General features: G+C 65.5%; 22 protein-coding genes. 16 read left to right on the top strand and 6 right to left on the bottom strand.

What is annotated here, in order from left to right; all coding sequences use genetic code 11:
• Window positions 1-543: 543 nt before the first annotated feature.
• The 5 genes from rpsT to ACEUEL_RS13790 all read right to left on the bottom strand — a co-directional run bounded on the left by rpsT (window position 544) and on the right by ACEUEL_RS13790 (window position 3,807).
• Window positions 544-810: a 30S ribosomal protein S20 gene (gene rpsT / locus ACEUEL_RS13810; RefSeq protein ID WP_405706209.1), complete on the bottom strand. Its 267-nt coding sequence runs from the start codon at window positions 808-810 to the stop codon at window positions 544-546.
• 151 nt (window positions 811-961) lie between these two features.
• Window positions 962-1,735: an enoyl-CoA hydratase gene (locus ACEUEL_RS13805; protein ID WP_405706206.1), complete on the bottom strand. Its 774-nt coding sequence runs from the start codon at window positions 1,733-1,735 to the stop codon at window positions 962-964.
• An 8-nt stretch (window positions 1,736-1,743) separates the two neighbouring features.
• Window positions 1,744-2,640: a bifunctional DNA-formamidopyrimidine glycosylase/DNA-(apurinic or apyrimidinic site) lyase gene (gene mutM / locus ACEUEL_RS13800; RefSeq protein ID WP_405706203.1), complete on the bottom strand. Its 897-nt coding sequence runs from the start codon at window positions 2,638-2,640 to the stop codon at window positions 1,744-1,746.
• A 37-nt stretch (window positions 2,641-2,677) separates the two neighbouring features.
• Window positions 2,678-3,289: an HAD-IA family hydrolase gene (locus ACEUEL_RS13795; RefSeq protein ID WP_405706200.1), complete on the bottom strand. Its 612-nt coding sequence runs from the start codon at window positions 3,287-3,289 to the stop codon at window positions 2,678-2,680.
• A 2-nt stretch (window positions 3,290-3,291) separates the two neighbouring features.
• Complete coding sequence (locus ACEUEL_RS13790; RefSeq protein WP_405706198.1) at window positions 3,292-3,807, bottom strand: invasion associated locus B family protein; 516 nt, start codon at window positions 3,805-3,807, stop codon at window positions 3,292-3,294.
• Between the two features lie 371 nt (window positions 3,808-4,178).
• Here ACEUEL_RS13790 and coxB point away from each other — a divergent pair, with 371 nt between their 5' ends.
• The 15 genes from coxB (at window position 4,179) to ACEUEL_RS13715 (ending at window position 18,393) form a co-directional block, all read left to right on the top strand.
• Window positions 4,179-5,027, top strand: a complete 849-nt coding sequence (gene coxB / locus ACEUEL_RS13785) for a cytochrome c oxidase subunit II (protein ID WP_405706781.1) — start codon at window positions 4,179-4,181, stop codon at window positions 5,025-5,027.
• Between the two features lie 61 nt (window positions 5,028-5,088).
• A complete protein-coding gene (gene ctaD, locus ACEUEL_RS13780) occupies window positions 5,089-6,693 on the top strand; it encodes a cytochrome c oxidase subunit I (RefSeq protein ID WP_405706195.1) in 1,605 nt (534 codons plus the stop codon).
• Window positions 6,694-6,838: 145 nt separating this feature from the next.
• Window positions 6,839-7,840: a heme o synthase gene (locus ACEUEL_RS13775; protein ID WP_405706193.1), complete on the top strand. Its 1,002-nt coding sequence runs from the start codon at window positions 6,839-6,841 to the stop codon at window positions 7,838-7,840.
• 24 nt (window positions 7,841-7,864) lie between these two features.
• Window positions 7,865-8,071: a hypothetical protein gene (locus tag ACEUEL_RS13770; RefSeq protein WP_405706190.1), complete on the top strand. Its 207-nt coding sequence runs from the start codon at window positions 7,865-7,867 to the stop codon at window positions 8,069-8,071.
• A gap of 13 nt (window positions 8,072-8,084) precedes the next feature.
• Entirely contained in the window at window positions 8,085-8,693 is a 609-nt protein-coding gene (locus ACEUEL_RS13765) for a cytochrome c oxidase assembly protein (RefSeq protein WP_405706188.1), read from the top strand.
• A 96-nt stretch (window positions 8,694-8,789) separates the two neighbouring features.
• Complete coding sequence (locus ACEUEL_RS13760) at window positions 8,790-9,623, top strand: cytochrome c oxidase subunit 3 (RefSeq protein ID WP_405706185.1); 834 nt, start codon at window positions 8,790-8,792, stop codon at window positions 9,621-9,623.
• Window positions 9,624-9,705: 82 nt separating this feature from the next.
• Window positions 9,706-10,092 (top strand): DUF983 domain-containing protein, encoded by a 387-nt coding sequence (locus ACEUEL_RS13755; protein WP_405706183.1) that lies wholly within the window; start codon window positions 9,706-9,708, stop codon window positions 10,090-10,092.
• A 26-nt stretch (window positions 10,093-10,118) separates the two neighbouring features.
• On the top strand, window positions 10,119-10,844 hold the full coding sequence (locus tag ACEUEL_RS13750; RefSeq protein ID WP_405706180.1) for an SURF1 family protein: 726 nt from the start codon (window positions 10,119-10,121) through the stop codon (window positions 10,842-10,844).
• Window positions 10,845-10,918: 74 nt separating this feature from the next.
• Window positions 10,919-12,331: a threonine synthase gene (thrC, locus tag ACEUEL_RS13745; RefSeq protein ID WP_405706177.1), complete on the top strand. Its 1,413-nt coding sequence runs from the start codon at window positions 10,919-10,921 to the stop codon at window positions 12,329-12,331.
• Complete coding sequence (locus ACEUEL_RS13740) at window positions 12,328-13,617, top strand: M16 family metallopeptidase (protein ID WP_405706174.1); 1,290 nt, start codon at window positions 12,328-12,330, stop codon at window positions 13,615-13,617. The genes thrC and ACEUEL_RS13740 overlap by 4 nt, the downstream gene beginning before the upstream one ends.
• A gap of 26 nt (window positions 13,618-13,643) precedes the next feature.
• Window positions 13,644-14,255 (top strand): GNAT family N-acetyltransferase, encoded by a 612-nt coding sequence (locus ACEUEL_RS13735; RefSeq protein ID WP_405706172.1) that lies wholly within the window; start codon window positions 13,644-13,646, stop codon window positions 14,253-14,255.
• A gap of 215 nt (window positions 14,256-14,470) precedes the next feature.
• Complete coding sequence (locus tag ACEUEL_RS13730; protein ID WP_405706169.1) at window positions 14,471-14,704, top strand: (2Fe-2S)-binding protein; 234 nt, start codon at window positions 14,471-14,473, stop codon at window positions 14,702-14,704.
• A gap of 118 nt (window positions 14,705-14,822) precedes the next feature.
• Entirely contained in the window at window positions 14,823-15,302 is a 480-nt protein-coding gene (bfr, locus tag ACEUEL_RS13725) for a bacterioferritin (protein ID WP_405706166.1), read from the top strand.
• Window positions 15,303-15,545: 243 nt separating this feature from the next.
• On the top strand, window positions 15,546-16,598 hold the full coding sequence (locus ACEUEL_RS13720; RefSeq protein WP_405706163.1) for a Fe(3+) ABC transporter substrate-binding protein: 1,053 nt from the start codon (window positions 15,546-15,548) through the stop codon (window positions 16,596-16,598).
• Window positions 16,599-16,692: 94 nt separating this feature from the next.
• Window positions 16,693-18,393 (top strand): ABC transporter permease, encoded by a 1,701-nt coding sequence (locus tag ACEUEL_RS13715; protein WP_405706161.1) that lies wholly within the window; start codon window positions 16,693-16,695, stop codon window positions 18,391-18,393.
• Here ACEUEL_RS13715 and ACEUEL_RS13710 read toward each other — a convergent pair.
• Window positions 18,363-20,330 carry an acetoacetate--CoA ligase gene (locus tag ACEUEL_RS13710; protein ID WP_405706779.1) on the bottom strand — a complete coding sequence of 656 codons (1,968 nt, stop codon included), beginning with the start codon at window positions 20,328-20,330 and terminating at the stop codon, window positions 18,363-18,365. The two genes, ACEUEL_RS13715 and ACEUEL_RS13710, sit on opposite strands and share 31 nt — an antisense overlap.
• A gap of 231 nt (window positions 20,331-20,561) precedes the next feature.
• Here ACEUEL_RS13710 and ACEUEL_RS13705 point away from each other — a divergent pair, with 231 nt between their 5' ends.
• Window positions 20,562-22,424, top strand: coding sequence for an AsmA family protein (locus tag ACEUEL_RS13705; RefSeq protein ID WP_405706159.1), 1,863 nt, complete (start codon window positions 20,562-20,564; stop codon window positions 22,422-22,424).
• Window positions 22,425-22,430 lie beyond the last annotated feature (6 nt).

Genomic DNA, 22,430 nt, shown 5'->3' with positions numbered 1-22,430 from the left:
GATGAGTGGTTGCGAAACTCAACTTTTAGCTGAGGTCTCCGGGAGCCCCGAAGGTGAATTCAACATACACAGGGAGCCCCCCCGGCGCAACGCTCTTGGCATCTGCCGAACCGTCACTGCGGCCTTTCGGCCACGGATTCGGGGCCGCCGATTCGGTCGTCAGTCGGCAAATCTCTGACTCGCCAGCGAGAATCCCGGGGCCTCGTCGGCATGGGAAAATGCACTTTGATCGCTCATTTCCGGCGTGTGGCGGGGTGGCGCCTGCCGATTCGAGCGGCATCGTCGGTCTTGGGTCGTAAATATTTGAAATACATAAGATATTTTTGTGCGGGCTGGCTGCTGCCCGTCGCTATTTCGAGGCGGCGGCGGGTTAGTTCGATGGCGTTTTCGAGTCAAGAAGGGGGATGTTGAATTTGCCTGCCCGGGCCGTTTCGATGGTTCCGTGACAGATGTGCAACAGCGTCGCCCGGGGTAGAAACGCAACAAGCCCGGCACACCGGCCGGGCTTGCAAACTCACGGGATGTCGATGGACGCAGGGGCGATCAGGCGCCCAGCTTGGCAAGGCGCTGAGCAAGGCGCGAAACCTTGCGCGAGGCCGTGCTCTTGTGCAGCACACCCTTCTGGGCTGCACGCATGATCTCCGGCTCGGCGGCCTTGAAGGCCACGCCGGCTGCGGCCTGGTCGCCGGAGGCAAGCGCCTCCTCGACCTTACGCACGAAGGTGCGCATGCGCGAACGCCGATCCTTGTTGATCTTGGTGCGGCGCTCGATCTTGCGAGCCGCCTTTTTGGCGGAAGGCGTATTGGCCATCGGCCGTCCTCTTGGTCGTCGCGGTAACGATCGTAGATCGCGCCGCTGGGATGTCATGTGGCAAAAACGGAGCGTGGCGTGCCGAGAGGACGCCGACGCGAGTGGCGGGCTTATAGTCGGACCGAGCCGCCGCGTCAACCGGATCGCCGGGCTATCCGTTCCGGAACGAGGGGGTTCGCTTGTCGACGAACGCCGCCATGCCTTCTTTCTGGTCGAGCGTGGCGAACAGCGCCTGGAACATGCGGCGCTCGAACCTTATGCCTTCCGCCAGCGTGGTCTCGAACGCCCGGTTGACGCTTTCCTTGGTCAGCAGGACGGCCTGAAGGGGAAGGTCGGCGATCTTCTCGGCGACCGCCAAGGCCTCCGGCAGGAGATCCGCAAGGGGGACGACCCGCGATACCAGCCCCGCGCGCTCGGCTTCGGCGGCATCCATGGTGCGGCCGGTGAGGCACATCTCCATCGCCTTGGCCTTCCCGATGGCGCGGGTCAAGCGCTGGGACCCGCCGGCGCCGGGCATGATGCCGAGCTGGATCTCCGGCTGGCCGAAGCGCGCATTGTCGGCGGCCAGCAGGATGTCGCACATCATGGCGATCTCGCAGCCCCCGCCCAGCGCGTAGCCCGCGATTGCCGCGATCACCGGCTTGCGGCACCGCCCGAGGCGATCCCAACTGGTGATGAAGTCATCGGCATACGTGCCGGGAAAGGTGAGGGGCTGCATCTCCCGCACATCCGCGCCGGCAGCGAAGGCCCGCTCGGATCCGGTCAGTACGATCGCGCCGATAGCGGCATCGCTCTCGAACGTGTCCAGCGCCGCGTTGAGTTCGCCGATCAGCGTGCCGTTCAGCGCATTGAGCGATTTCGGCCGGTTGAGAGTGATCAGGCCGACCCGGCCGCGCGTCTCGACAAGGAGGGTCTCGTAGCTCATGGGCAATCCTACCGCTGACAGGTCGAGCAATGGAAGGTGGAGCGCCCCGCCTGCACCGTGCGCAGGATGATGCCCTGGCAGCCGGGAGTGGGGCAGGGGGAGTCCGCGCGATCGTAGACGCGGAAGGCATGCTGGAAATAGCCGAGTTCGCCGTCCACCTGCGCGTGGTCGCGCAAGGTCGATCCGCCCGCGGCAATAGCCTCGTCGAGGACCGTCCGGATCGCGGCGACGAGGCGCGTCGCCCGGGCCGATGGGGCGCCCGTCTGTTGCGCCAGCGTTCCCGCGGCGCGGTGCGGCGAGAGGCCGGCGCGATGAAGCGCCTCGCTTACATAGATGTTGCCGAGGCCGGCGACGATCTTCTGGTCGAGCAGCGCCGCCTTCAGGCTCGTCGTCCGGCCGGCGCAGGCACGCGCGAGATGCGCGGCATCGAACGCGTTCCCGAGGGGCTCGGGGCCGAGGTTCCGGAAAAGCGGATGGATTTCGAGCTGTGTCCGCGGAACCAGAAGCATGGCTCCGAAGCGGCGCGGGTCATTATAGACGACGTCGAACCCGTTCCCCAGTCGCAGTACGACATGGTCATGCGCTGCCGCCTTCGACCGCGGCAGCGCGAAGGCTCCCGGGGCCAGGCTCTCGCCCGGGCGCTCGAGCCGGAACGAGCCGGACATGCCGAGATGCATCACGAGCACTTCGGCATCCTGGCCCTCGGTCGCGTCGAGGTCCGCAAGAAGATACTTGGCACGACGCGCCAGGCTGACGATCCGGCGCCCGGCGAGACGCTCGGCGAAGCGGTCGGGCAGCGGCCAGCGCAGGTCGGGCCGTCGTGCCTCGGCGGCCAGGATAACGGCGCCTTCCATGGCCGGGCTGAGGCCGCGGCGGACGGTTTCGACTTCGGGGAGTTCGGGCATGGGCGGCTGGGCGAGAGGAACCTTGCAGAGTGTGACTCTATATAAGGCCGATTTCGCGCAGATGTGCCTCCAGCGATGAGGCGTCGGTGAAATGATGGGCGGCGAGGCCGGCGGCGATGGCGCCCGCGACATTCGCGGGCTTGTCATCGATCATCAGCGCCATCGCCGGCATGACCCCGTGCACGGCGAGCAAGCGGCGATAGACGTCCGGGTCGGGCTTCTTGGTGCCGAACTCGGCGGCGGTGTGCATGGCCGGCCCGAAAAGCGGCCTCAGCATGGGCACCAACTCATCGAAATGCTCGCGCATGACGAAGCCGTTGTTGGTCAGGAGCGCCACGCGGGCGCGGGCGCGGACACGATCGGCGAGGGTGATGGCGTCCGGGTTCGGGCGCATCGCGAGGGCGCGGGTGCGCAGCCACTCGTCGCGGCCGAACGGCACGCCAAGTGTCTCGCTGACCGATCTGAGATAGGCGTCGGCGCTCAGCGCTCCCGCATCCGCCGCATCCTCGAGCCCGCTGTCCCAGATTCGGCGGCCGACCTCGACGCCGTCGAGACCGGCGAGGCGGCCTATGGCGTCGCGGCGCAGATCGGGGTCGTAATGGACGAGCACATCGTCCATGTCGAAGATGACGAAGGTCGTTGCGGACATGCTCAGGGCAGCTTGTCGTAGCCTTCGCCGAAGCCCTTGAGGCTGAGGGGAATGCCAATTCCTTCTTCCGGCGTCTGGAAGATGATGAAGGTGGCGTTCTGGCCGGTGCGGAGCTGGCTGATCAGCTTGTCGTCCATCACGACCTCGGCGACGCAGCCGTTCGGAACGCAGCGAACGAAGCCGGCGCGACCCACATCGGTGTTGTCGATCTTGAGGCCGAGCCCCGAGGGCAGCAGGACGCCGAGCGGCGCCAGCACGCGCAGGAGCCGGCTCTTCTGATCGGTCGTCTTGAGCACGATGACGGTGAGACCGACATTGGGCCGGTCGTCGGCCTGAACGCTCTGGAGCAGCACGCATTGCTCGGCCTGTGCGCCGGGCGGTGTATCGCAGCGAATCTGCCATTCCCCATGGACCGAACGCACGACGCCCTGGGCGTTGGCACCCACCGAGCCGGCGGCGAGGCCGGCGAGAGCGAGCGCTGCGGCGGCCATTGGCCGGAACGAAGGGAACCCGCGCATGGGCTGTCTCCCGAAGGCAGTAAGGGAAGGCGATTCGAGCCGGCGAAGCGTCGGCGCATGCGAGAACGGGAGGGTACGAATCACCGCCCCTGCTGCTGTGCTGCGCCGATGGAAGAGGGCGTACAACGCCTCAGCGACATGTCAAGAATACGGCGCCTTTGGTTGCGTGCGCCAGATGGAATGGTTCCAGCCACCCGACGTCTTGTCGCAGAGCGAGGCCCCTCAGCATCGTTGCGAGGGTGGCGGATTTGTGTTTGATGAGGATCAAATGCCGCCTGCGCGACGGGGTGTCGACCCCTGTTTCGCGACCGGGCGGCCTGACGGCGTTCGAGGGAGAGAGCATCGCAATGAGGTCGTGGGTCAGCAGCGCGATGCGCGCAGGCGCGGGCTTGAGCGGAGGGCTTTGCGCCCTGTTTGCGGGCGCCGGCGCGGCTCTAGCCGGTACCGGTCAGCCTTCGCCGTGGCAGATCAATCTGCAGGGCGCGGCGTCGCCGGTCATGGAGAGCATCCACTCCTTCCACCATTTTCTGCTCGCGATCATCATCGCCGTCGTGCTGCTGGTGCTCGTCCTGCTCGTCGTGGTGGCGCTGAAGTTTAACGAGAAGGCGAATCCGGTTCCCTCGAAGACCACCCATCACACGCTGATCGAGGTGGTCTGGACCGTGGTGCCGGTGCTGATCCTGGTGGCCATCGCGATACCGTCCTTCCGCCTGCTGTTCCTTCAGCTCGACCTTCCGAAGGCGGATCTGACGGTCAAGATCACCGGCCACCAGTGGTACTGGTCGTATGAGTATCCCGATAATGGCCCGTTCGGCTTCGACAGCATGATGGTTCCCGATGCTGACCTGAAGCCCGGCCAGCCTCGCCTGCTCGCTGTCGACAACGAGGTGGTCGTGCCGGTGAACAAGACGGTGCGCATCCAGGTCACCGCTGCGGACGTCATCCACTCGTTCGCCCTGCCGTCCTTCGGCGTGAAGATCGACGCCCTTCCGGGGCGCCTGAACGAGAGCTGGTTCCAGGCAACCAAGGAAGGCGTCTATTACGGCCAGTGCTCCGAGCTCTGCGGCAAGGATCACGCGTTCATGCCGATCGCCATCCGCGTCGTGAACGACGAGCAGTTCACGGCCTGGATCGAAGAGGCCAAGAAGAAGTTCGCGGCATTGCCCGCGGGGTCGACGAAGGTCGCCGAGGGCGGTCTGGTTGCCTCGCCGGTGCGCTGAGGCGCCCGGCACGTTCGAATGACATGAGACGCGCGCAAGCGCGGGTTCGAGGGACGATCACATGGCCACGTACGGAGCCGCATCCACCGGTCACGCAGGCGACCCGACGGGTTGGCGGCGTTGGCTCTATTCGACGAACAACAAGGACATCGGCCTGATGTACCTGATCTTCGCCATCGTGGCGGGGATCGTCGGCGGCATCCTCTCCATCGGCATCCGCATGGAACTGCAGGAGCCGGGGATGCAGATCTTCTCCGATCCGCAGACCTTCAACGTGTTCACGACCGGCCACGGACTGATCATGATCTTCTTCATGGTCATGCCGGCCATGATCGGTGGCTACGGCAACTATTTCGTCCCGCTCATGATCGGTGCGCCCGACACGGCCTTCCCGCGCATCAACAATGTGGCGTTCTGGCTGCTGCCGCCGTCCTTCGCGCTCGCGATCCTGTCTCTGTTCGTCGAGGGCGCGGCCGGTTCGCATGGTTTCGGCGGCGGGTGGACCATCTATCCTCCGCTGTCCTCCAAGATCGGCCATCCCGGCCCGGCGATGGACCTTCTGATCCTGTCGCTGCACATCGCCGGCGCGTCCTCGATCCTCGGCGCGATCAACCTGATCACCACGATCCTCAACATGCGCGCGCCGGGCATGACGCTGCACAAGATGCCGCTGTTCGCCTGGTCGCAGCTCGTCACGGCGTTCCTGCTGCTGCTGTCGCTGCCGGTGCTCGCCGGTGCCATCACCATGCTGCTGACGGACCGCAATTTTGGCACCACCTTCTTCGATCCGGCCGGTGGCGGTGATCCGATCCTGTTCCAGCACCTGTTCTGGTTCTTCGGCCACCCCGAAGTGTACATCCTGATCCTGCCGGGCTTCGGCATCGTCTCGCATATCGTCTCGACCTTCTCGAAGAAGCCGGTGTTCGGCTATCTCGGTATGGCCTATGCGATGGTGGCGATCGGCGTGGTGGGTTTCGTCGTGTGGGCGCACCACATGTACACGGTCGGTCTGTCGGCCTCGACCCAGGCCTATTTCGTCGCCGCCACGATGATCATCGCGGTACCCACGGGCGTGAAGATATTCTCATGGATCGCGACCATGTGGGGCGGCTCGATCTCGTTCCGCGTGCCGATGCTCTGGGCGATCGGCTTCATCTTCCTGTTCACGGTCGGCGGTGTCACCGGCGTCGTGCTGTCCAATGCGGGCATCGACCGCTCGCTGCACGACACCTATTATGTCGTCGCGCATTTCCACTATGTGCTGTCGCTCGGTGCGGTGTTCGCGATCTTTGCGGGCTGGTACTACTGGGCGCCGAAGATGTTCGGCTACATGTACGACGAGTTCTGGGGCAAGGTGCATTTCTGGCTCACCTTCGTCGGCGTGAACCTCGTCTTCTTCCCGCAGCACTTCCTCGGCCTTGCCGGCATGCCGCGCCGCTATGCCGACTATCCGGATGCGTTCGCGGGCTGGAACTTCATCTCCTCGATCGGTTCCTACATCTCGGGCTTTGCCGTGCTGGTGTTCCTGTTCGGGATCTACCGCATGTTCGCGGCCAAGGTCCCGGCGGGCGACAATCCGTGGGGCGCCGGCGCGACGACGCTGGAGTGGACGCTGTCCTCCCCGCCGCCGTTCCATCATTTTGATACGCTTCCGCGGATCAAGTGATCTGAGGGTGATCTGCAGGAGTGCCGCTCGGCATTCCTTCGAATGACGGCGCGGGATCACCCGCGCCGTTCCGGTCCGAAGGCGCGGGTGCCGCGCATCGATCGACGTCTGGCTGATGCCGGTCACACGGCATGGGAGTGCAGGAATGAGCGACGTCGCTTCGCGCGATTATGACATGGCGAGCGGCGACCCGCGCCTCGGCGAGGCGCTGGCTGGCGAGGCATCGGTCCGTAACGCTCCTGCCTTCGCCGAGATGTCGTATGGCTCGGTTTCGGACTACATCGCCCTGCTGAAGCCGCGGGTGATGTCGCTGGTCATCTTTACCGCGCTCGTCGGCATCGTCCGCGCGCCGGGCGAGATCCACCCGATCATCGCGTTTACGGCGCTGCTCTGCATCGCGATCGGAGCCGGTGCCTCGGGCGCTCTCAACATGTGGTGGGATGCCGACATCGACGCCGTGATGACCCGCACGCGCGGTCGCCCTGTTCCTGCCGGTCGCGTGCTGCCGGGCGAGGCGCTCGCTTTCGGCCTCACCCTGTCGGTAGGGTCCGTCCTTGTGCTCGGCCTGCTGGTGAATGAGCTCGCGGCGGCCCTGCTGGCCTTCACCATCTTCTTCTATGCCGTCGTCTACACGATGTGGCTGAAGCGCTCGACGCCGCAGAACATTGTGATCGGCGGCGCTGCGGGCGCCTTTCCGCCCGTGGTCGGGTGGGCAGCGGCATCGGGCGGCATTGGCCTCGAGAGCATCGTCCTCTTCCTCATCATCTTTTTCTGGACCCCGCCCCATTTCTGGGCATTGGCGCTCTACAAGACGGGCGACTACGCACGTGCCGGCGTGCCCATGCTTCCGGTCGTCGCGGGTGCCAACGAGACGCGCCGCCAGATCCTGCTCTACACGCTGGTGCTGGTTCCGCTTGCCGTCGCGCCCTTCGCGCTGGGGATGGCGGGGCTTGCTTACGGCGTCGTGTCCATCGCCACAGGCGGCATCATGCTTCTCCTCGCCTGGCGGGTCTTCCAGCGCCGCGAGGGCGCGCCGGCCGAGCAGGCGGCGCGGCAGCTCTTCGCCTTCTCAATTCTCTATCTTTTCCTGCTCTTCGCCGTGCTCCTTGCGGAGGCCGTGAAGATGCCGGCCGGACTTGGATTGTGATCCATGCCGGCCGCGAGGACGCTCATGACCGATGACGGAACCCGAGACGGCAAGCCGGATGACCCGCAGCGTGCCGATATTGCCGAGTATGTGAGGCTCACCGAAGAGCAGCGCCGGCGCCGGCGCGCCCGCTCCCTGGCGATCGCCCTGACGTTGGGCGCCCTGTGTCTGCTGTTCTACATCGTGACCATCGTGAAGCTCGGTCCCGGTGTCCTGAATCGGCCCTTGTGAGGAGGCGAGCGCTATGAATGAGCTGGACACCTCGCCCCGTGGCAACCCCCGTGCCGATGCGCGCCGCCACCGCGTGGTCGCCCTGTCGTGCGGCCTGTTCGTGGTGGCGATGGTGGGCGCTGCCTATGCGGCTGTGCCGCTCTACCAGATGTTCTGCCGCGTCACCGGTTTCGGCGGTGCAACGGTTGTCGCAACCGCTCTGCCGGCGCAGCCGCTGGAGCGCACCGTCGAGGTGCGCTTCGACACCAATGTCGCGCCGGGGCTCGCCTGGAGCTTCCAGCCGGAAGTCCGCTCCATGACCGTCAAGGTGGGCGAGCCGCAACTGGTCTATTTCCGCGTGGTGAGCCGGGCAGCGACCGATACGACCGCGTCGGCAACCTACAATGTCACGCCCGAACGCACGGGTCCGCACTTTGCGAAGATGCAGTGCTTCTGCTTCACCGAGCAGACGCTGAAACCCGGTGAAGCCCTCGACATGCCGGTCGCGTTCTTCGTCGATCCGGCGCTCGCCGAGGACCCGGAACTCGACAGCGTTGGCACAATCACGCTGTCCTATACGTTTTTTGCCAAACCCTCGCCGCTTGCGGCGAACCCTGCGAAGCCGGCGGCAGCTCCGTTGTGACGGGGGCGCTGTTTCGACACGCCCGCGAGGGCCATCAACACGTTGCGGCCGTGGCGGCGGCCCGCTAGAGAGAACGACGAACGGAGAGCGCGACCCATGGCCGAGGCCCACGCCAAGCATCACGACTACCACCTCGTCGAGCCGAGCCCGTGGCCGGTCGTCGTCTCGGGCTTCGCGTTCGTGCTGGCCGTCGGCGCCGTGTTCTGGATGCACGGTCAGCTCACGTCGCTGGTGATGATCGCCGGTCTGCTCGGCGTCATTTACACCATGGCGGTCTGGTGGCGGGACATCATCAACGAGGGCCAGAAGGGCGATCACACGCAGGTGGTGCAGCTGCATCTGCGCTACGGCATGATCCTGTTTATTGCATCCGAAGTAATGTTCTTCGTGGCGTGGTTCTGGGCGTTCTTCGATGCGTCGCTGTTCGCCGGCGAGGCGATCAACTTCACCCGCGACGAGTTCACCGGCGGGCATTGGCCGCCCAAGGGCATCGAGACGTTCAACCCGTGGCATCTCCCGCTGCTCAACACGCTGATCTTGCTGACGTCCGGCACCACGCTGACCTGGGCGCACCACGCACTCGTCCATGGTGACCGGCAGAGCGTGAAGTGGGGCCTGTGGCTCACGGTCGCTCTCGGCGTGCTGTTCTCGATGCTGCAGGCTTATGAGTACAGCCATGCGGAGTTCGGATTCTCCGGCAACATCTACGGCGCCACCTTCTTCATGGCGACGGGCTTCCACGGCTTCCACGTCATCGTCGGTACGATCTTCCTCGCCGTTTGCCTCTACCGCATCTATCTCGGCCATTTCACGCCCGAGCGTCACTTCGGTTTCGAGGCGGCGGCTTGGTACTGGCATTTCGTTGACGTGGTCTGGCTGTTCCTCTTCACCTTCATCTATGTCTGGGGGGGCGGTTCCGCTCCTCATTGACCGATCGATGCTCCATCGAACGATGAGGGGCGGCGCAGGCCGCCCCTCATGCGTTTCGGAGCGAGGCGCGGGATAAAACGCCATGGACCTTCAACCCTACGACTCGGGTGTTTCGCCTTACGCGGCTGGACTTGGGTGTCGCTGCCCGCGCTGCGGCCGTGGCAAGCTGTTCAAAGGGTTCCTTGATGTCGCGCCGGCGTGCGAGGCCTGCGGCCTCGACTACAGCTTCGCCGATTCAGGGGATGGCCCTGTGGTGTTCATCATCCTGCTCGCCGGCACGCTGGTGGTCGGTCTGGCTCTGTGGGTCGAAATCAGCTGGTCGCCCCCCTTTTGGGTCCACGCCCTGTTATGGACACCGCTGATCCTCATCTCGACCCTCGGCCTGATGCGCCCGCTGAAGGCGACGCTGATCGCGCTGCAGTTCGCTAAGAAGGCCGAGCAGGGTCGCCTTGATCGGGGTGAGAGGTGACTGAACGTTCCGCTCCGTCGCCGGGGATGCTGGTGCCGACGATCGCCATGCTGGTGGCATTGGTGATTCTGCTCGGTCTGGGAACCTGGCAACTCGAGCGCCTGAACTGGAAGAACGATCTTATCGCCCGGGTCGAGGAACGGGTTGCCGAGCCGGCAGAGCCTGCTCCCGCCGAGGGCGACTGGGAAAGCGTCAGTTATGACCGCGACGAGTATCGCCATGTGACGGCCGCCGGTCGCTTCCGGCACGATCTCGAAGTGCAGGTCTACGCGCTGCTCGATACCGACACTGGTGCTGTGGGTGGCCCCGGTTACTGGATTCTCACGCCTCTTGTCGCGGCGGATGGCTCCGCCATTCTCGTCAACCGTGGTTTCGTTCCTCGCGACCGGCGCGCGCCGGCGACGCGAGCGGAAGGCCAGGTGGACGGAGCAGTGACGGTCACCGGCCTGTTGCGGATGCCGGAGCAGCCGACCCTGTTCACGCCGGACAACGATCCGGCCTCGGAAGGGTGGTATGTCCGCGATCCCATGGCGATTGCGTCGGCCCGCGGCATCGCCCGCGTCGCCCCCTTCATGATCGATGCCGACGCGACGCCGAATCCCGGGGGGCTGCCGATCGGCGGGCGCACGCGCATCACCTTCCCGAACCGCCATCTCGAATATGCGCTGACCTGGTACGGTCTCGCCGCCACTCTCCTCGGCGTCTACGCCGCCTATGGCTGGTCTCGCCGTCGGAAGCCGGCAACTCGGTGACGAAGACTGAGCGAATTCGCCTTCAACTCGGCATCAACCTGCTCTAGGTTGCCGGCTCATTTACGGAGGCGCCGTTGCGCTACGTTTCGACCCGCGGCGAGGCGCCGGTCCTCGCCTTTTCCGATGCACTGCTGGCCGGCCTCGCCCGCGACGGCGGTCTTTATGTCCCGGATCTGTTCCCGGCCCTGAGGCCCGACGAAATCAGCCGTCTGTCCGGCCAGTCCTATGCCGCGACCGCCGGGCGGGTGATCGCGCCCTTCGTGGATGACGTGTTCGCACCCACTGAGCTCCGGCCTATGCTCGAGGCCGCTTACGCCGGTTTTCGGCATCCCGCCGTAACGCCATTGGTCCAGATCGCGCCCAACCGGTTTGTCCTTGAGTTGTTCCACGGGCCGACGCTCGCCTTCAAGGATGTGGCGATGCAGTTGCTCGGCCGGATGATGGATCACGTGCTGGCCCGCCGCGGCCAGCGCGCGACCATCGTCGGGGCGACGTCGGGTGACACTGGCAGCGCCGCAATCGAAGCATTCCGCGACAGTCCGCGCACGGATGTGTTCATCCTCTACCCGGCCGGCCGTGTTTCGGAAGTCCAGCGCCGCCAGATGACGACGGTGGCGAGCCCGAACGTCCATGCCATCGCTGTCGAGGGTACCTTCGACGATTGCCAGGCGATGGTGAAGGCGATGTTCAACGACCACGCCTTCCGTGACAGGATGGCGCTGGCCGGCGTCAATTCGATCAACTGGGCCCGTATCGTCGCGCAGGTGGTCTATTATTTCGTGGCCGGCGTGGCGCTCGGCAGCCCTCACCGTCCCGTTTCCTTTGTGGTCCCCACGGGGAATTTTGGCGATGTGCTGGCCGGCTATGTGGCCAAGCGCATGGGCCTGCCCGTCGACCGGCTGGTCATTGCGACCAACGTCAACGATATCCTTGCGCGTACCCTGAACTCCGGACGCTATGAGGCGATGGGCGTGGTCGCTTCCTCCTCGCCGTCGATGGACATCGAGGTGTCGTCCAATTTCGAACGGCTGCTCTTCGAGGCGCTGGATCGTGACGCCGGCGCCTTGCGCGGGCTGATGGCCTCGCTCGCCCAGTCCGGGGCCTTCTCGCCGTCGAACCGGGCGATTGATGCTATCCGCGCCGAGTTCGACGCCGGGCGTACCGACGAGGTGCAGACCCTTGAAACCATCGCCCGCATCCGCCGCGAAGCGGGCTATCTCATCGATCCGCATACGGCGGTCGCGGTCTCCGTCGCCGAGCGCGTTCGGCATGATCCGCACGTCCCGCAGATTGTTCTCGCCACGGCCCATGCCGCTAAGTTTCCGGACGCCGTCGAGCGCGCCTGCGGCGAGCGTCCGGCGCTGCCGCCGCATCTGGCCGATCTGCTGGAGCGCCCCGAACGGACGCAGACGCTTCCCAACGACCTCAAGGCAGTTCAGGCCTATGTGAGCGCGCACGCGCGTATCGCCTCGGAGGGCGGGGCATGAGTAGTCCGGAGTCAGGACCCCGCGTCAGTGTTCTGCCCAACGGCGTGACCGTTGTCACGGAGGCGCTGCCACACCTTGCTACGGCTTCCCTGGGGGTCTGGGTCGGAGCCGGCTCGCGGGACGAGGCGGCGGACGAGCACGGTATTTCGCATCTTCTGGAGCATATGGCGTTCAAGGGCACGCGGCGGCGTACCGCGCGGGCCATCGCCGAGGAGATCGAGGCGGTGGGCGGCGATCTCAATGCCGCCACCAGCGTCGAACACACATCCTACAATGCGCGCGTGCTGGCGGATGACGTGCCTCTGGCGCTCGACGTGATCTCGGACATCCTGACCGAGCCGGCCTTCGATCCGGACGAGCTCGCCCGGGAGCACAACGTGATCGTCCAGGAGATCGGCGCCGCGCTCGATACGCCTGATGATCTGGTGTTCGACCTGTTTCAGGAGCGCGCCTTTCCGGGTCAGTCCATCGGCCGCTCGATCCTGGGCACGCCGGAGACGGTGCGCTCGTTCGACGCGCAGCGCCTGCGGACCTATCTCGGACGGAACTACTGCGGGCCGCGGTCGGTCGTGTCGGCCGCGGGCGCGGTGGATCACGATCAGGTCGTGGCGGAGGCGGGCAAACGGCTTGCAGCTTTCCCCGGGGCGGCAAAGCCGGATGCGGCGGCGTCACGCTACGAGGGCGGGGTGCACCTCGGCGGAGGGCGTGATCTCGAACAGGCGCACCTGCTTCTGGGGCTGGAGGGCGTGTCGTACCGCGATCCGCGGATCCATGCTCTGCAGGTGTTCACCAATGTTCTGGGCGGGGGCATGTCGTCGCGCCTCTTCCAGGAAGTGCGGGAGGCGCGCGGCCTGTGCTACGCGATCTACTCTTTCCATTGGGGCTACTCTGATACCGGATTGTTCGGGGTCTACGCCGGCACCGATGCGACCGACGTGCGGGAACTCCTCGATGTCGTTGTCGACCAGATCGGCGAGACGATAGAGACGCTGACCGAGGCCGAGGTCGCCCGCGCCAAGGCTCAGGCAAAGGTGGGCTTGCTGACCGTGCTCGAGAGTTCCGGCGCTCGCGCCGATCAGCTCGCGCGCCAGATGCTCGCTTTCGGCCGGCCGATCCCGCTCGATGAGATCGCTGCGAAGATGGACGCCGTCACCCTCGATGCGGCGCGGGAGGCGGGCCGGGCGCTTCTGGCCGGGGGAAGGCCCACATTTGCCGGGCTGGGGCCGGGCAAGGCTCTTGAAACGGCGGCGCGTATCGCCGAACGTCTGGAGCGAAAGGCGGCTTAGGAACGGTATGCCGCTGCATTTGTCGCATGGCTCTTTTCCGCAGCGTTTCCTGGTCTGAACCGGCGCCGTTCGTCGAGGGCGACGGCATTGTTTTGCGCGCCCCGCAGATGGGCGACTTCACCGCCTGGGCCCGGCTGCGCGAGGAGAGCCGCGCCTTCCTCACGCCTTGGGAGCCGCTCTGGCCCCCTTACGACCTGACGCGCGGCGCCTTCCGCCGCCGTTTGCGTCGATATGTGCGGGATGTTCGCGAGGATCAGGCGTATCCGTTCCTTGTCTTCCGTACGGCCGATCGCGCGCTTCTCGGCGGCCTGACGCTATCCAACATCCGGCGCGGTGTCGCGCAGACGGCCAGTCTCGGCTATTGGATGGGACAACCCCATGCCGGCAAGGGGTATATGACCGCGGCCGTGACGGCGCTCCTGCCCTTTGCCCATCGCAGTCTGGGATTGCGGCGCATCGAGGCGGCCTGCCTGCCGAGCAACACGCCGTCCATCCGGCTGTTGGAACGCACCGGCTTCATTCGCGAGGGATACGGGCGCGAATATCTCTGCATCAACGGCATCTGGCAGGATCATCTTCTCTTCGCGCGCCTCGCCGCCGATCCCGTGAGCTCCTCGACCGCCAGTTCGAGTGCGTGACCATCCCCCACGCGCGTGGCAAGTTACCGTGGGTCTCCAGCTGAACTACTCTAGAATAAATAAAAGCTGGATCGACGCCTCGAATAAATTCGACAGTTCGACGTGCGGTCGCCGTGTTTTCCCGATTGACGTTCATCAGCAATAGCGCGAGAAAGTAAGAGAAGGCAGAAGTTTGGAATTATTCTAAACCATGCCAGCTTGAAGCGTGGCGCGCGATGATTGTTTGCTCGTGCAATGTTCTTTCGGATCGTCAGGTTCGCGACGCGGTAACGGACGCGACCGCGCCGGTGCGTACCGCTGGACAGGTGTATCGCTGTCTGGGCTGCAGCCCGCAGTGCGGCCGTTGCGCGCGTACGATACGCGGCATCATCGATGAGGCGCTGGGCGCGGCGTGCGGACGTTGTCCGCTGGAGTGCCCGGCGGCCGCCCTGTCCGTTGCTGCCGAATAGAGATTTGCGCTACCCGCCTCAGGGTGCATCCCGACGGTCGCGAAATGCGGCATATCTTGCCACAGCATTAGAATTGTTCTAATCAAGGGCCGGCCCCTATGTGAGGAAAGGCTCGGCTATGAAGGGTGATCCGAAGGTCATCGACTACCTCAATCGCGGCGTTCGATCCGAACTGACGGCGATCAACCAATACTGGCTGCATTACCGCATGCTGGACAATTGGGGTTACAAGGATCTCGCAAAAAAATGGCGTGCGGAATCCATCGAGGAGATGCACCACGCCGACAAGTTCATCGATCGTATTCTTTTCCTTGACGGCTTTCCCAACCTTCAGGTGCTCGATCCCCTGCGCATCGGCCAGGATGTGAAGGAGATCATCGAAAGCGACCTCGCGGCCGAGACGGAAGCTCGGGCGCTTTACCAGGAAGCGGCGCATTACTGCAGCACCGTGAAGGACTATCCGAGCCGCGATCTGTTCGAGGAACTGATGGCGGATGAGGAGGGGCACATCGACTTCCTCGAAACCCAGCTCGACCTCATCAGCAAGCTCGGCCTCCAGCTTTACGCGCAGCACCATATCGGAGAGTTGGGCGACTGAGCGGAGGACGTGCACGTCTGGACCAGGGCCGGGCGGCATTCAGTGCCGCCCGGTTTGCCTTGACGATGTATCCAGATGAACGGAAACGCCTCAGTTCAAAGTTAGAATATTTATAAGTTATTGATCTCTCACGTATTTTTATTGACCTACGGGAAGCTGCGTATTAGCCCATGCCTCCGAAGGCCGGCGGTTTGCCGTGCCACGGGATCAACGGCGCCTGGCGCCGCAAGCAAGGGGGCTCATATGCTTCACAACTTGGCGTGGCGCCCGTCTCGCCGCATTCTGCTGGGCGGACTGATCGCCGCATCGGCGCTCGCTGCCACCCTCCCGCCGGCGTCGGCCGAGGAGGTCGTCAATATTTACACGACCCGCGAGCCGGCGTTGGCCAAGCCGCTGTTCGAGGCATTCACCAAGTCGACCGGAATCAAGGTCAACAGCGTCTTCGTCGAGAAGGGCCTTGTCGAGCGCGTGAAGACGGAAGGCGCGGCCTCGCCGGCCGACGTCCTCATGACGGTCGATATCGGCAATCTCCTCGATGTCGTCGATGCCGGCCTGGCGCAGCCGGTGCAGTCCGAAGTCCTGGCCAAGGCCATCCCCGCCAATCTGCGCGGCAAGAACGACGAATGGTTCGCACTGTCGCTGCGGGCGCGCGTCGCCTACGCCTCCAAGCAGAACGTGAAGGATGCGGCCCTCACCTATGAGGGGCTCGCCGATCCCAGGTGGAAGGGCAAGCTCTGCATCCGTTCGGGCAAGCACCCCTACAATGTGGCGCTGATTGCGGCCTATATCGTCCACCACGGCGAGGCGAAGGCCGAGGAGTGGCTGAAGGGCGTGAAGGCCAACCTTGCCCGCAAGCCGGCCGGTGGTGATCGTGAGAACGCCCGCGACATCCTCGCCGGCATCTGCGACATCGGAGTCGGCAACTCCTATTATGTCGGCCTGATGCGCTCGGGCGCCGGCGGGCCCGACCAGAGGACCTGGGGCGAAGGCATCAACGTCATCCTCCCGACCTTCGAGAACGGAGGCACGCATGTGAACCTCTCCGGCGCGGTCGTGGCGAAGAACGCCCCCAACAAGGGGAATGCCGTCAAGCTGCTGGAGTATCTCGTCTCGAAGGAGGCCCAGGATCTCTACGCCAAGGGCAACTTTGAATATCCCGTGGTTCCCGGCGCTCCGGTCGATCCGATCATCGCCGCCCTTGGCCCGCTGAAGGTGGACGATATCGACTTGGTGGCGGTCGCCAAGGCCCGCAAGACGGCGGCCGATCTGGTCGATCGCGTCGGCTTCGACAACTGATCTCCGGCAAGCAAGCAAACAGCTACCGGCCCGGTGCAGCGCCATACCTGCTGCGCCGGGTCGTTTTATCGTGGCAGGCGGACCGGATAGCCGGGTGGTCGAGACGCATCTTCAGTCACATCGGGTGGCGCGTGCCTCGTTCGCGCAGGTGCGCGCCTTGAGCGTGGCCGCATGGCTGATCGCGGCACTCGTTCTGGCGCCGCTCGTTGCACTTGGCTGGATCGCGGCGCAAGGGTCGGATGATCTCTGGCCTCATCTCATCGCCAATGTCCTGCCGCACGCGCTGGGCAACACGGCACTGCTGGTGCTCGGCGTCGGCATCATCACGACGGTGATCGGTACCGGCACGGCATGGCTGGTCGCGACCTGCCGCTTTCCGGGCCGCGACGTGTTCGAATGGGCTCTGCTGCTGCCGTTGGCAATACCCACCTATATTCAGGCCTTCGTCTATCTCGACGCCGTGCATCCCCTCGGTCCCATTCCGACGGCGCTGCGCGGCCTGCTCGGGATTTCCGATCCCCGAGGTCTTCCGCTGCCCGACGTGCGCTCCCTCTGGGGCTGCATCGTCCTGCTCGGCCTCGTGCTCTACCCCTATGTCTATCTGGCCGCGCGCGCGACCTTCACCATGCAGGCGGCCGCGACGCTCGATGCGGGGCGCACGCTCGGCGCCGGCGCTTTCGAGACCTTCCGGCGGATCGCCTTGCCGCTGGCGCGACCGGCGATCGCCGTGGGGGTGTCCCTGGCGCTTATGGAGGCGGTGAACGATATCGGCGCCTCCGAGTTCCTCGGGGTGCAAACGCTTACGCTATCGATCTATTCGACCTGGCTGAACCGTTCGAGCCTCCCCGGCGCCGCCCAGATCGCCCTGTTCATGCTGCTACTCGTCCTCGCTCTTCTGGCGGTCGAGCGATGGGGCCGGCGTACGCTGAAGGTGGCCAATGTGGGGGCGCGTGCCCGTCCGCTGGTCGGTATGGAACTCCGGCGCGGCCGGGCGGCCTGGGCCTTCCTCGCCTGTCTGCTACCGGTCACGCTCGGCTTCCTCCTGCCGGCCGGCCATCTGCTGTTCATGGCGGTAAAGCGCTGGAGCTATTCCAGCGTGTCGTCGGCCATTGTGTCGGAGACCACGAACACGATTGTCTTCGCCTTTCTCGGCACGGTGACTTCGGTGGCTCTGGGCCTCGTCATCGCCATTGCGGTCCGCAGCCGCTCGGTTCGCTCGGTCCTGACACTGCGTATTGCGGCTCTGGGTTATGCGCTGCCGGGCGCGGTGTTGGCGGTCGGGCTGCTGGTGCCGCTGGCCGCCTTCGACAATGCGGTCTCCGCCGCAGCGCAGCACCTCTTCGGACAGGCGACGGGGCTGCTCCTGTCGGGATCGGGTGCCGCCCTCGTCCTCGCCTATGCCATTCGCTTCCTCGCCATCCCCGCGAACGGGCTCGAGGCGGGGTACGGGCGCATCGGCGAGACGCTCGACATGGCTGCGCGCAGCCTCGGCGAAACGGCGCCGGGCGTCGTGCGCCGCATTCACCTGCCGCTGCTGCGACCCGCGTTGGGCGCGGCAGCGCTGCTGGTGTTCGTCGATTGCATGAAGGAACTGCCGGCGACGTTGATGCTCCGCCCGCTCAACTTCGAGACGCTGGCGAGCCATGTCTATGGCGAGGCCGCGCGCGGAACCTATGAGGACGGCGCCATCGCCGCCCTCCTCATCGTGTTCGCCGGCCTCGCGCCGGTGATCCTGCTGGCGCGCTACAGCCGCGCGCCGGCCGGTCAGACCGCGAGTTCCGGCAGGTCGCGATAGAAGTCGAGTGCCTCCGGATTCGCCAGGGCCTCGGTATTCTTGACGGGCCGCCCGTGCACCACCTCGCGAACGGCCAGTTCGGTGATCTTGCCCGAGCGCGTGCGTGGGATGTCGCTCACCTGCACGATCTTGGCCGGCACATGCCGCGGGCTTGCGCCGACGCGGATCTGCATGCGGATCCGCTTCTCCAGTTCGGCATCCAGCTTGGCGCCCTCCTTGAGGCGTACGAACAGGATGACGCGCACGTCATTGTCCCATTCCTGGCCGATCGCGATGGATTCGATGATCTCGGGCACCTGCTCGGCTTGGGCGTAGATTTCCGCCGTCCCGATGCGGACGCCCTGCGGGTTGAGTGTCGCATCCGAGCGGCCATGGATCACCAGCCCGCCGTGAAGGGTCCATTCGGCGAAATCGCCGTGGCACCACACATTGGGAAAACGATCGAAATAGGCGGCGCGGTACTTCGTGCCCTCGGGATCGTTCCAGAACATTACCGGCATGCAGGGGAACGGGCGCGTACAGACCAGTTCGCCGCGTTCGCCCCGCACCGGCGCCCCATCATCCGACCAGACGTCGACAGCCATGCCGAGGCCCGCGCACTGTATTTCGCCGCGCCACACGGGCGCCGTGGGATTGCCGAGCACGAAGCACGACACGATGTCGGTTCCACCCGAAATCGAGGCGAGGTGCAGATCCTCTTTGATGGCGTCATAGACATAGGCGAAGCTCTCCGGCGCCAGCGGCGAGCCGGTCGAGGCAACCGCCTTGAGCGCTGAGAGGTCGTGCGTGTCGCGCGGCCGGATCCCCTCTTTCCGCAGCGAATCAATGTATTTCGCCGAGGTGCCGAACAGCGCGAAGCGCTCTTCCTGCGCGTAATCGAACAACACCTGAGGACCGGGAGAGAAGGGCGATCCATCGAACAGGCACAGGGTGAGGTCGCTCGCAAGCCCCGAGACCAGCCAGTTCCACATCATCCAGCCGCAGGTGGTGAAGTAGAAGAGGCGGTCGCCGGGCGACAGATCGGAATGCAGCCTGTGCTCCTTGATGTGCTGGAGCAGGGTGCCGCCGGCCCCATGAACGATGCACTTGGGAACGCCCGTGGTTCCCGACGAGAACAGGATGAAGGCCGGGTGATTGAAGGGCAGGCGCTCGAAGCTGAGGGGAGCCGGCTTGAAGGGCGCAAGGAGGGCGGCGAGATCGATACCGTTGGGCAGCCGCGCGGCCACTGCTTCCGCCTCGCCGATGTAGGGCACCACCACGGTCTGCCGGACGCTCGTCAGATGCGGCACCACCGTTTGCAGTTTCTCACCGATCGACAAGCGTTTGCCGGCGTAGAAATAGCCATCGCAGGCAAAATACACTTTCGGTTCGATCTGGCCGAAGCGATCGAGAATGCCGCGCTCGCCGAAATCGGGCGAGCAGGACGAGAAAACGGCGCCGATCGAGGTGGCAGCCAGCATGATCGCGACCGTTTCCGGCATGTTCGGCATCGTCGCCGCGACGCGGTCGCCGACCCCGACACCGAGCGCGCGCAGCGCCTGCTGCAGCCGCGAGACCAGATCGCACAGCTCGCCATAGGTCAGCCGGCTCTCCGCCTTGTCCTCGCCGCGGAAGATGATCGCGGTGGCCTGCGGATTGCGCGGCCGTAGCAGATTTTCAGCGTAGTTCAGGCTCGCCTCTGGAAAGAATCGGGCGCCGGGCATCTGGTCGCCATCGGCGAGCGCGACCGCGCCGGCATCGCCCATGACGTCCCCGAGCTGCCAGATCTCCCGCCAAAAGGTTTCGGACTGCTCGATGGACCATGAATGGAGCTGCGGATAATTGTGGATCGAAAGGCCATGCCGCTGGTTCACCCATGCGATGAATGCGGTGATGTTGGCAGCCGCCAGCCGTTCAGGGGATGGCGTCCAGAGCGGCTTTTCCTCCAACCGAACCATTTCGTGCCGTGCTCCATTGTACCCGATCGCATACTGGACCGAACGGCCCGCTGCGCCGCGATTCATAGCGCCGGTATCGGATGCTGTCAGGCCATCAAACAGACACAGACGAGACAGATGTTCGCGTCCCGGCCGCTTACGGGCCGGTTTGGTGGGAGTTTTGTGGGCAGCGCCGATCGGGTGCGCAGCGTCGGCCCCGCCAAGGGATGCTGGGTTGATCAACGGCACGGAATGAAACGTTACATTGCGATCACTGCTCTCGGCCTCGGGCTGACCCTGATTGCGGCAATTGCAGTGCCGGGCCTGCTGCCGTCCGAGAGACTGCGCGTTGACGCGATCGCGGCATTGCGGGCAGAGACCGGCATCGAGCCGAGGCTGGGCGGGGACGTGACACTGGGTCTCCTGCCCTGGCCGTCGGCGAGCCTTTCGGACGTGTCGATCGAAGCGGGTCCGTCGGCCCGCCTCACCATTCCTCGCGTACATGTCACTCTGGACCTGCTGCCGCTCCTGGCCGGCAGACTGGTCGCCGGACGGATCGATCTCGTTCGTCCGCATCTCGTGCTCTCCGAGGTCCAGCCGACCCTGCCGGCCTTGCCTGATCTGATGCTGAACGGCAGCGGACGAGCCCGCTTCCGGGTGATCGACGGCAGCATTCTCGCAACCGGCCGCGATTCGCTCGCGGTACAGGTCGGGAAAATCAACGGGTCGATCGACTGGCGCGCCGGTCGGGACTTCGCGGCGAACGGGAGCTTCGTCTGGCTTGGTGCACCGCTGGATTTCGCCCTGGATATCGACAACATGGCTGCGCTGGGGCGGGGCGAGCGAAGCGACGTTCTGCTGACGCTCGTCGGCGAGCCGGTCGATTTCGCCTTTCAGGGCGAGGCCGCGCTTGGCAGAGATCCTGCTGCCAATGGCAATCTTCGCGTGAGCACGCCGAGCCTGCGGCGTTCGCTCGACTGGATCGGGTATACGGCACCGACCAAAGACGGTTTCGGCGTGTTCGCGTTGCGATCGAAAGTCGAGGCGTCTTCGGACGGCGCGGCGTTGAGCGAGATGCGGGCCGATATCGATGGCAATCGCAGCGAAGGCGGGCTTACGGTGAAGATCGACCGTGGGCGCGTGCTGCTGCAGGGCACGTTCGCGTCGGATGCGATCGATCTATCCCCCTACGGCAAGCTGGCTCTGTCGGAGCCGAGCGGGAATGTCTGGAGCCGCCAGCCGATCGATCTCGCCCCGCTCGCGACGCTGGATGCTGATCTGCGGTTCTCGGCGGCGAAGGCGCGGGTCGGGGACACGAGCGTCCAGCACATGGCCGCAAGCGCTGTGCTCAAGGCCGGCAAGCTCACCTTGGCGGTCGGCGACGCCGAGGCGTGGGGAGGCAGCTTTCAGGCCTCGGCCACCCTGGCGCCGATGGCTGGAACGGGAGGCGCCGATGTCCGCGTCCAGCTTGCCGGCACGGACGTGGCGCTCGGTCCGGCCCTGGGCGACCTGTTCCGGCTGACCCGCCTCGATGGAACCGGCGCGTTCGAGATCGCTCTGGGCGGTGCCGGCGGCAGCGTGGCCGACATCATGTCGCATCTGGGAGGGTCGGTGAGCGTGACTGCCGAGAAGGGGGCGGTCCTCGGCGTGGATGTCCCGCGCATACTCAGTCGGCTGGAGCGGCGGCCCCTGTCGGGTAGCGCTGCCATTCGCGGCGGCCGCACCGATTTCGATACGCTCGATGCCCAGGCGGTCGTCACGGGCGGCGTTGCCAAGGTCGATCTGCTCACGCTGGACAGTCCCTCGGTCCGCATCGAGGTCAATGGCCTGGTGTCGATTGCCGAGCGCGATCTCGACCTTGCCGGAACGGCGAGTCTCGTTCGGCCCGCCTCCGCCAGCGGCGCCACCCCGGCGGCCGGTTTCGACCTCCCCTTCGTGGTGCAGGGGTCCTGGGAGAGCCCGTTGTTGCTGCCGGATCCGCAGGCGCTGATCCGGCGCTCGGGAGCCGCACGCCCGCTGCTCGGCGTCGCCCACGACCCCGATGCCGCATCTGTCGCGGCCCCCGTTCCCGCCGGGGCTCGCGCGCCGCGTCAGCCGGCGATCCCGGCTCAGTAGCCGCGC

It is taken from the genome of Ancylobacter terrae (assembly GCF_045108345.1).
Lineage (GTDB): Bacteria > Pseudomonadota > Alphaproteobacteria > Rhizobiales > Xanthobacteraceae > Ancylobacter.
The sequence above is the reverse complement of the archived record's forward strand: the minus strand, read 5'-3'. Positions and strand labels throughout refer to the sequence as shown.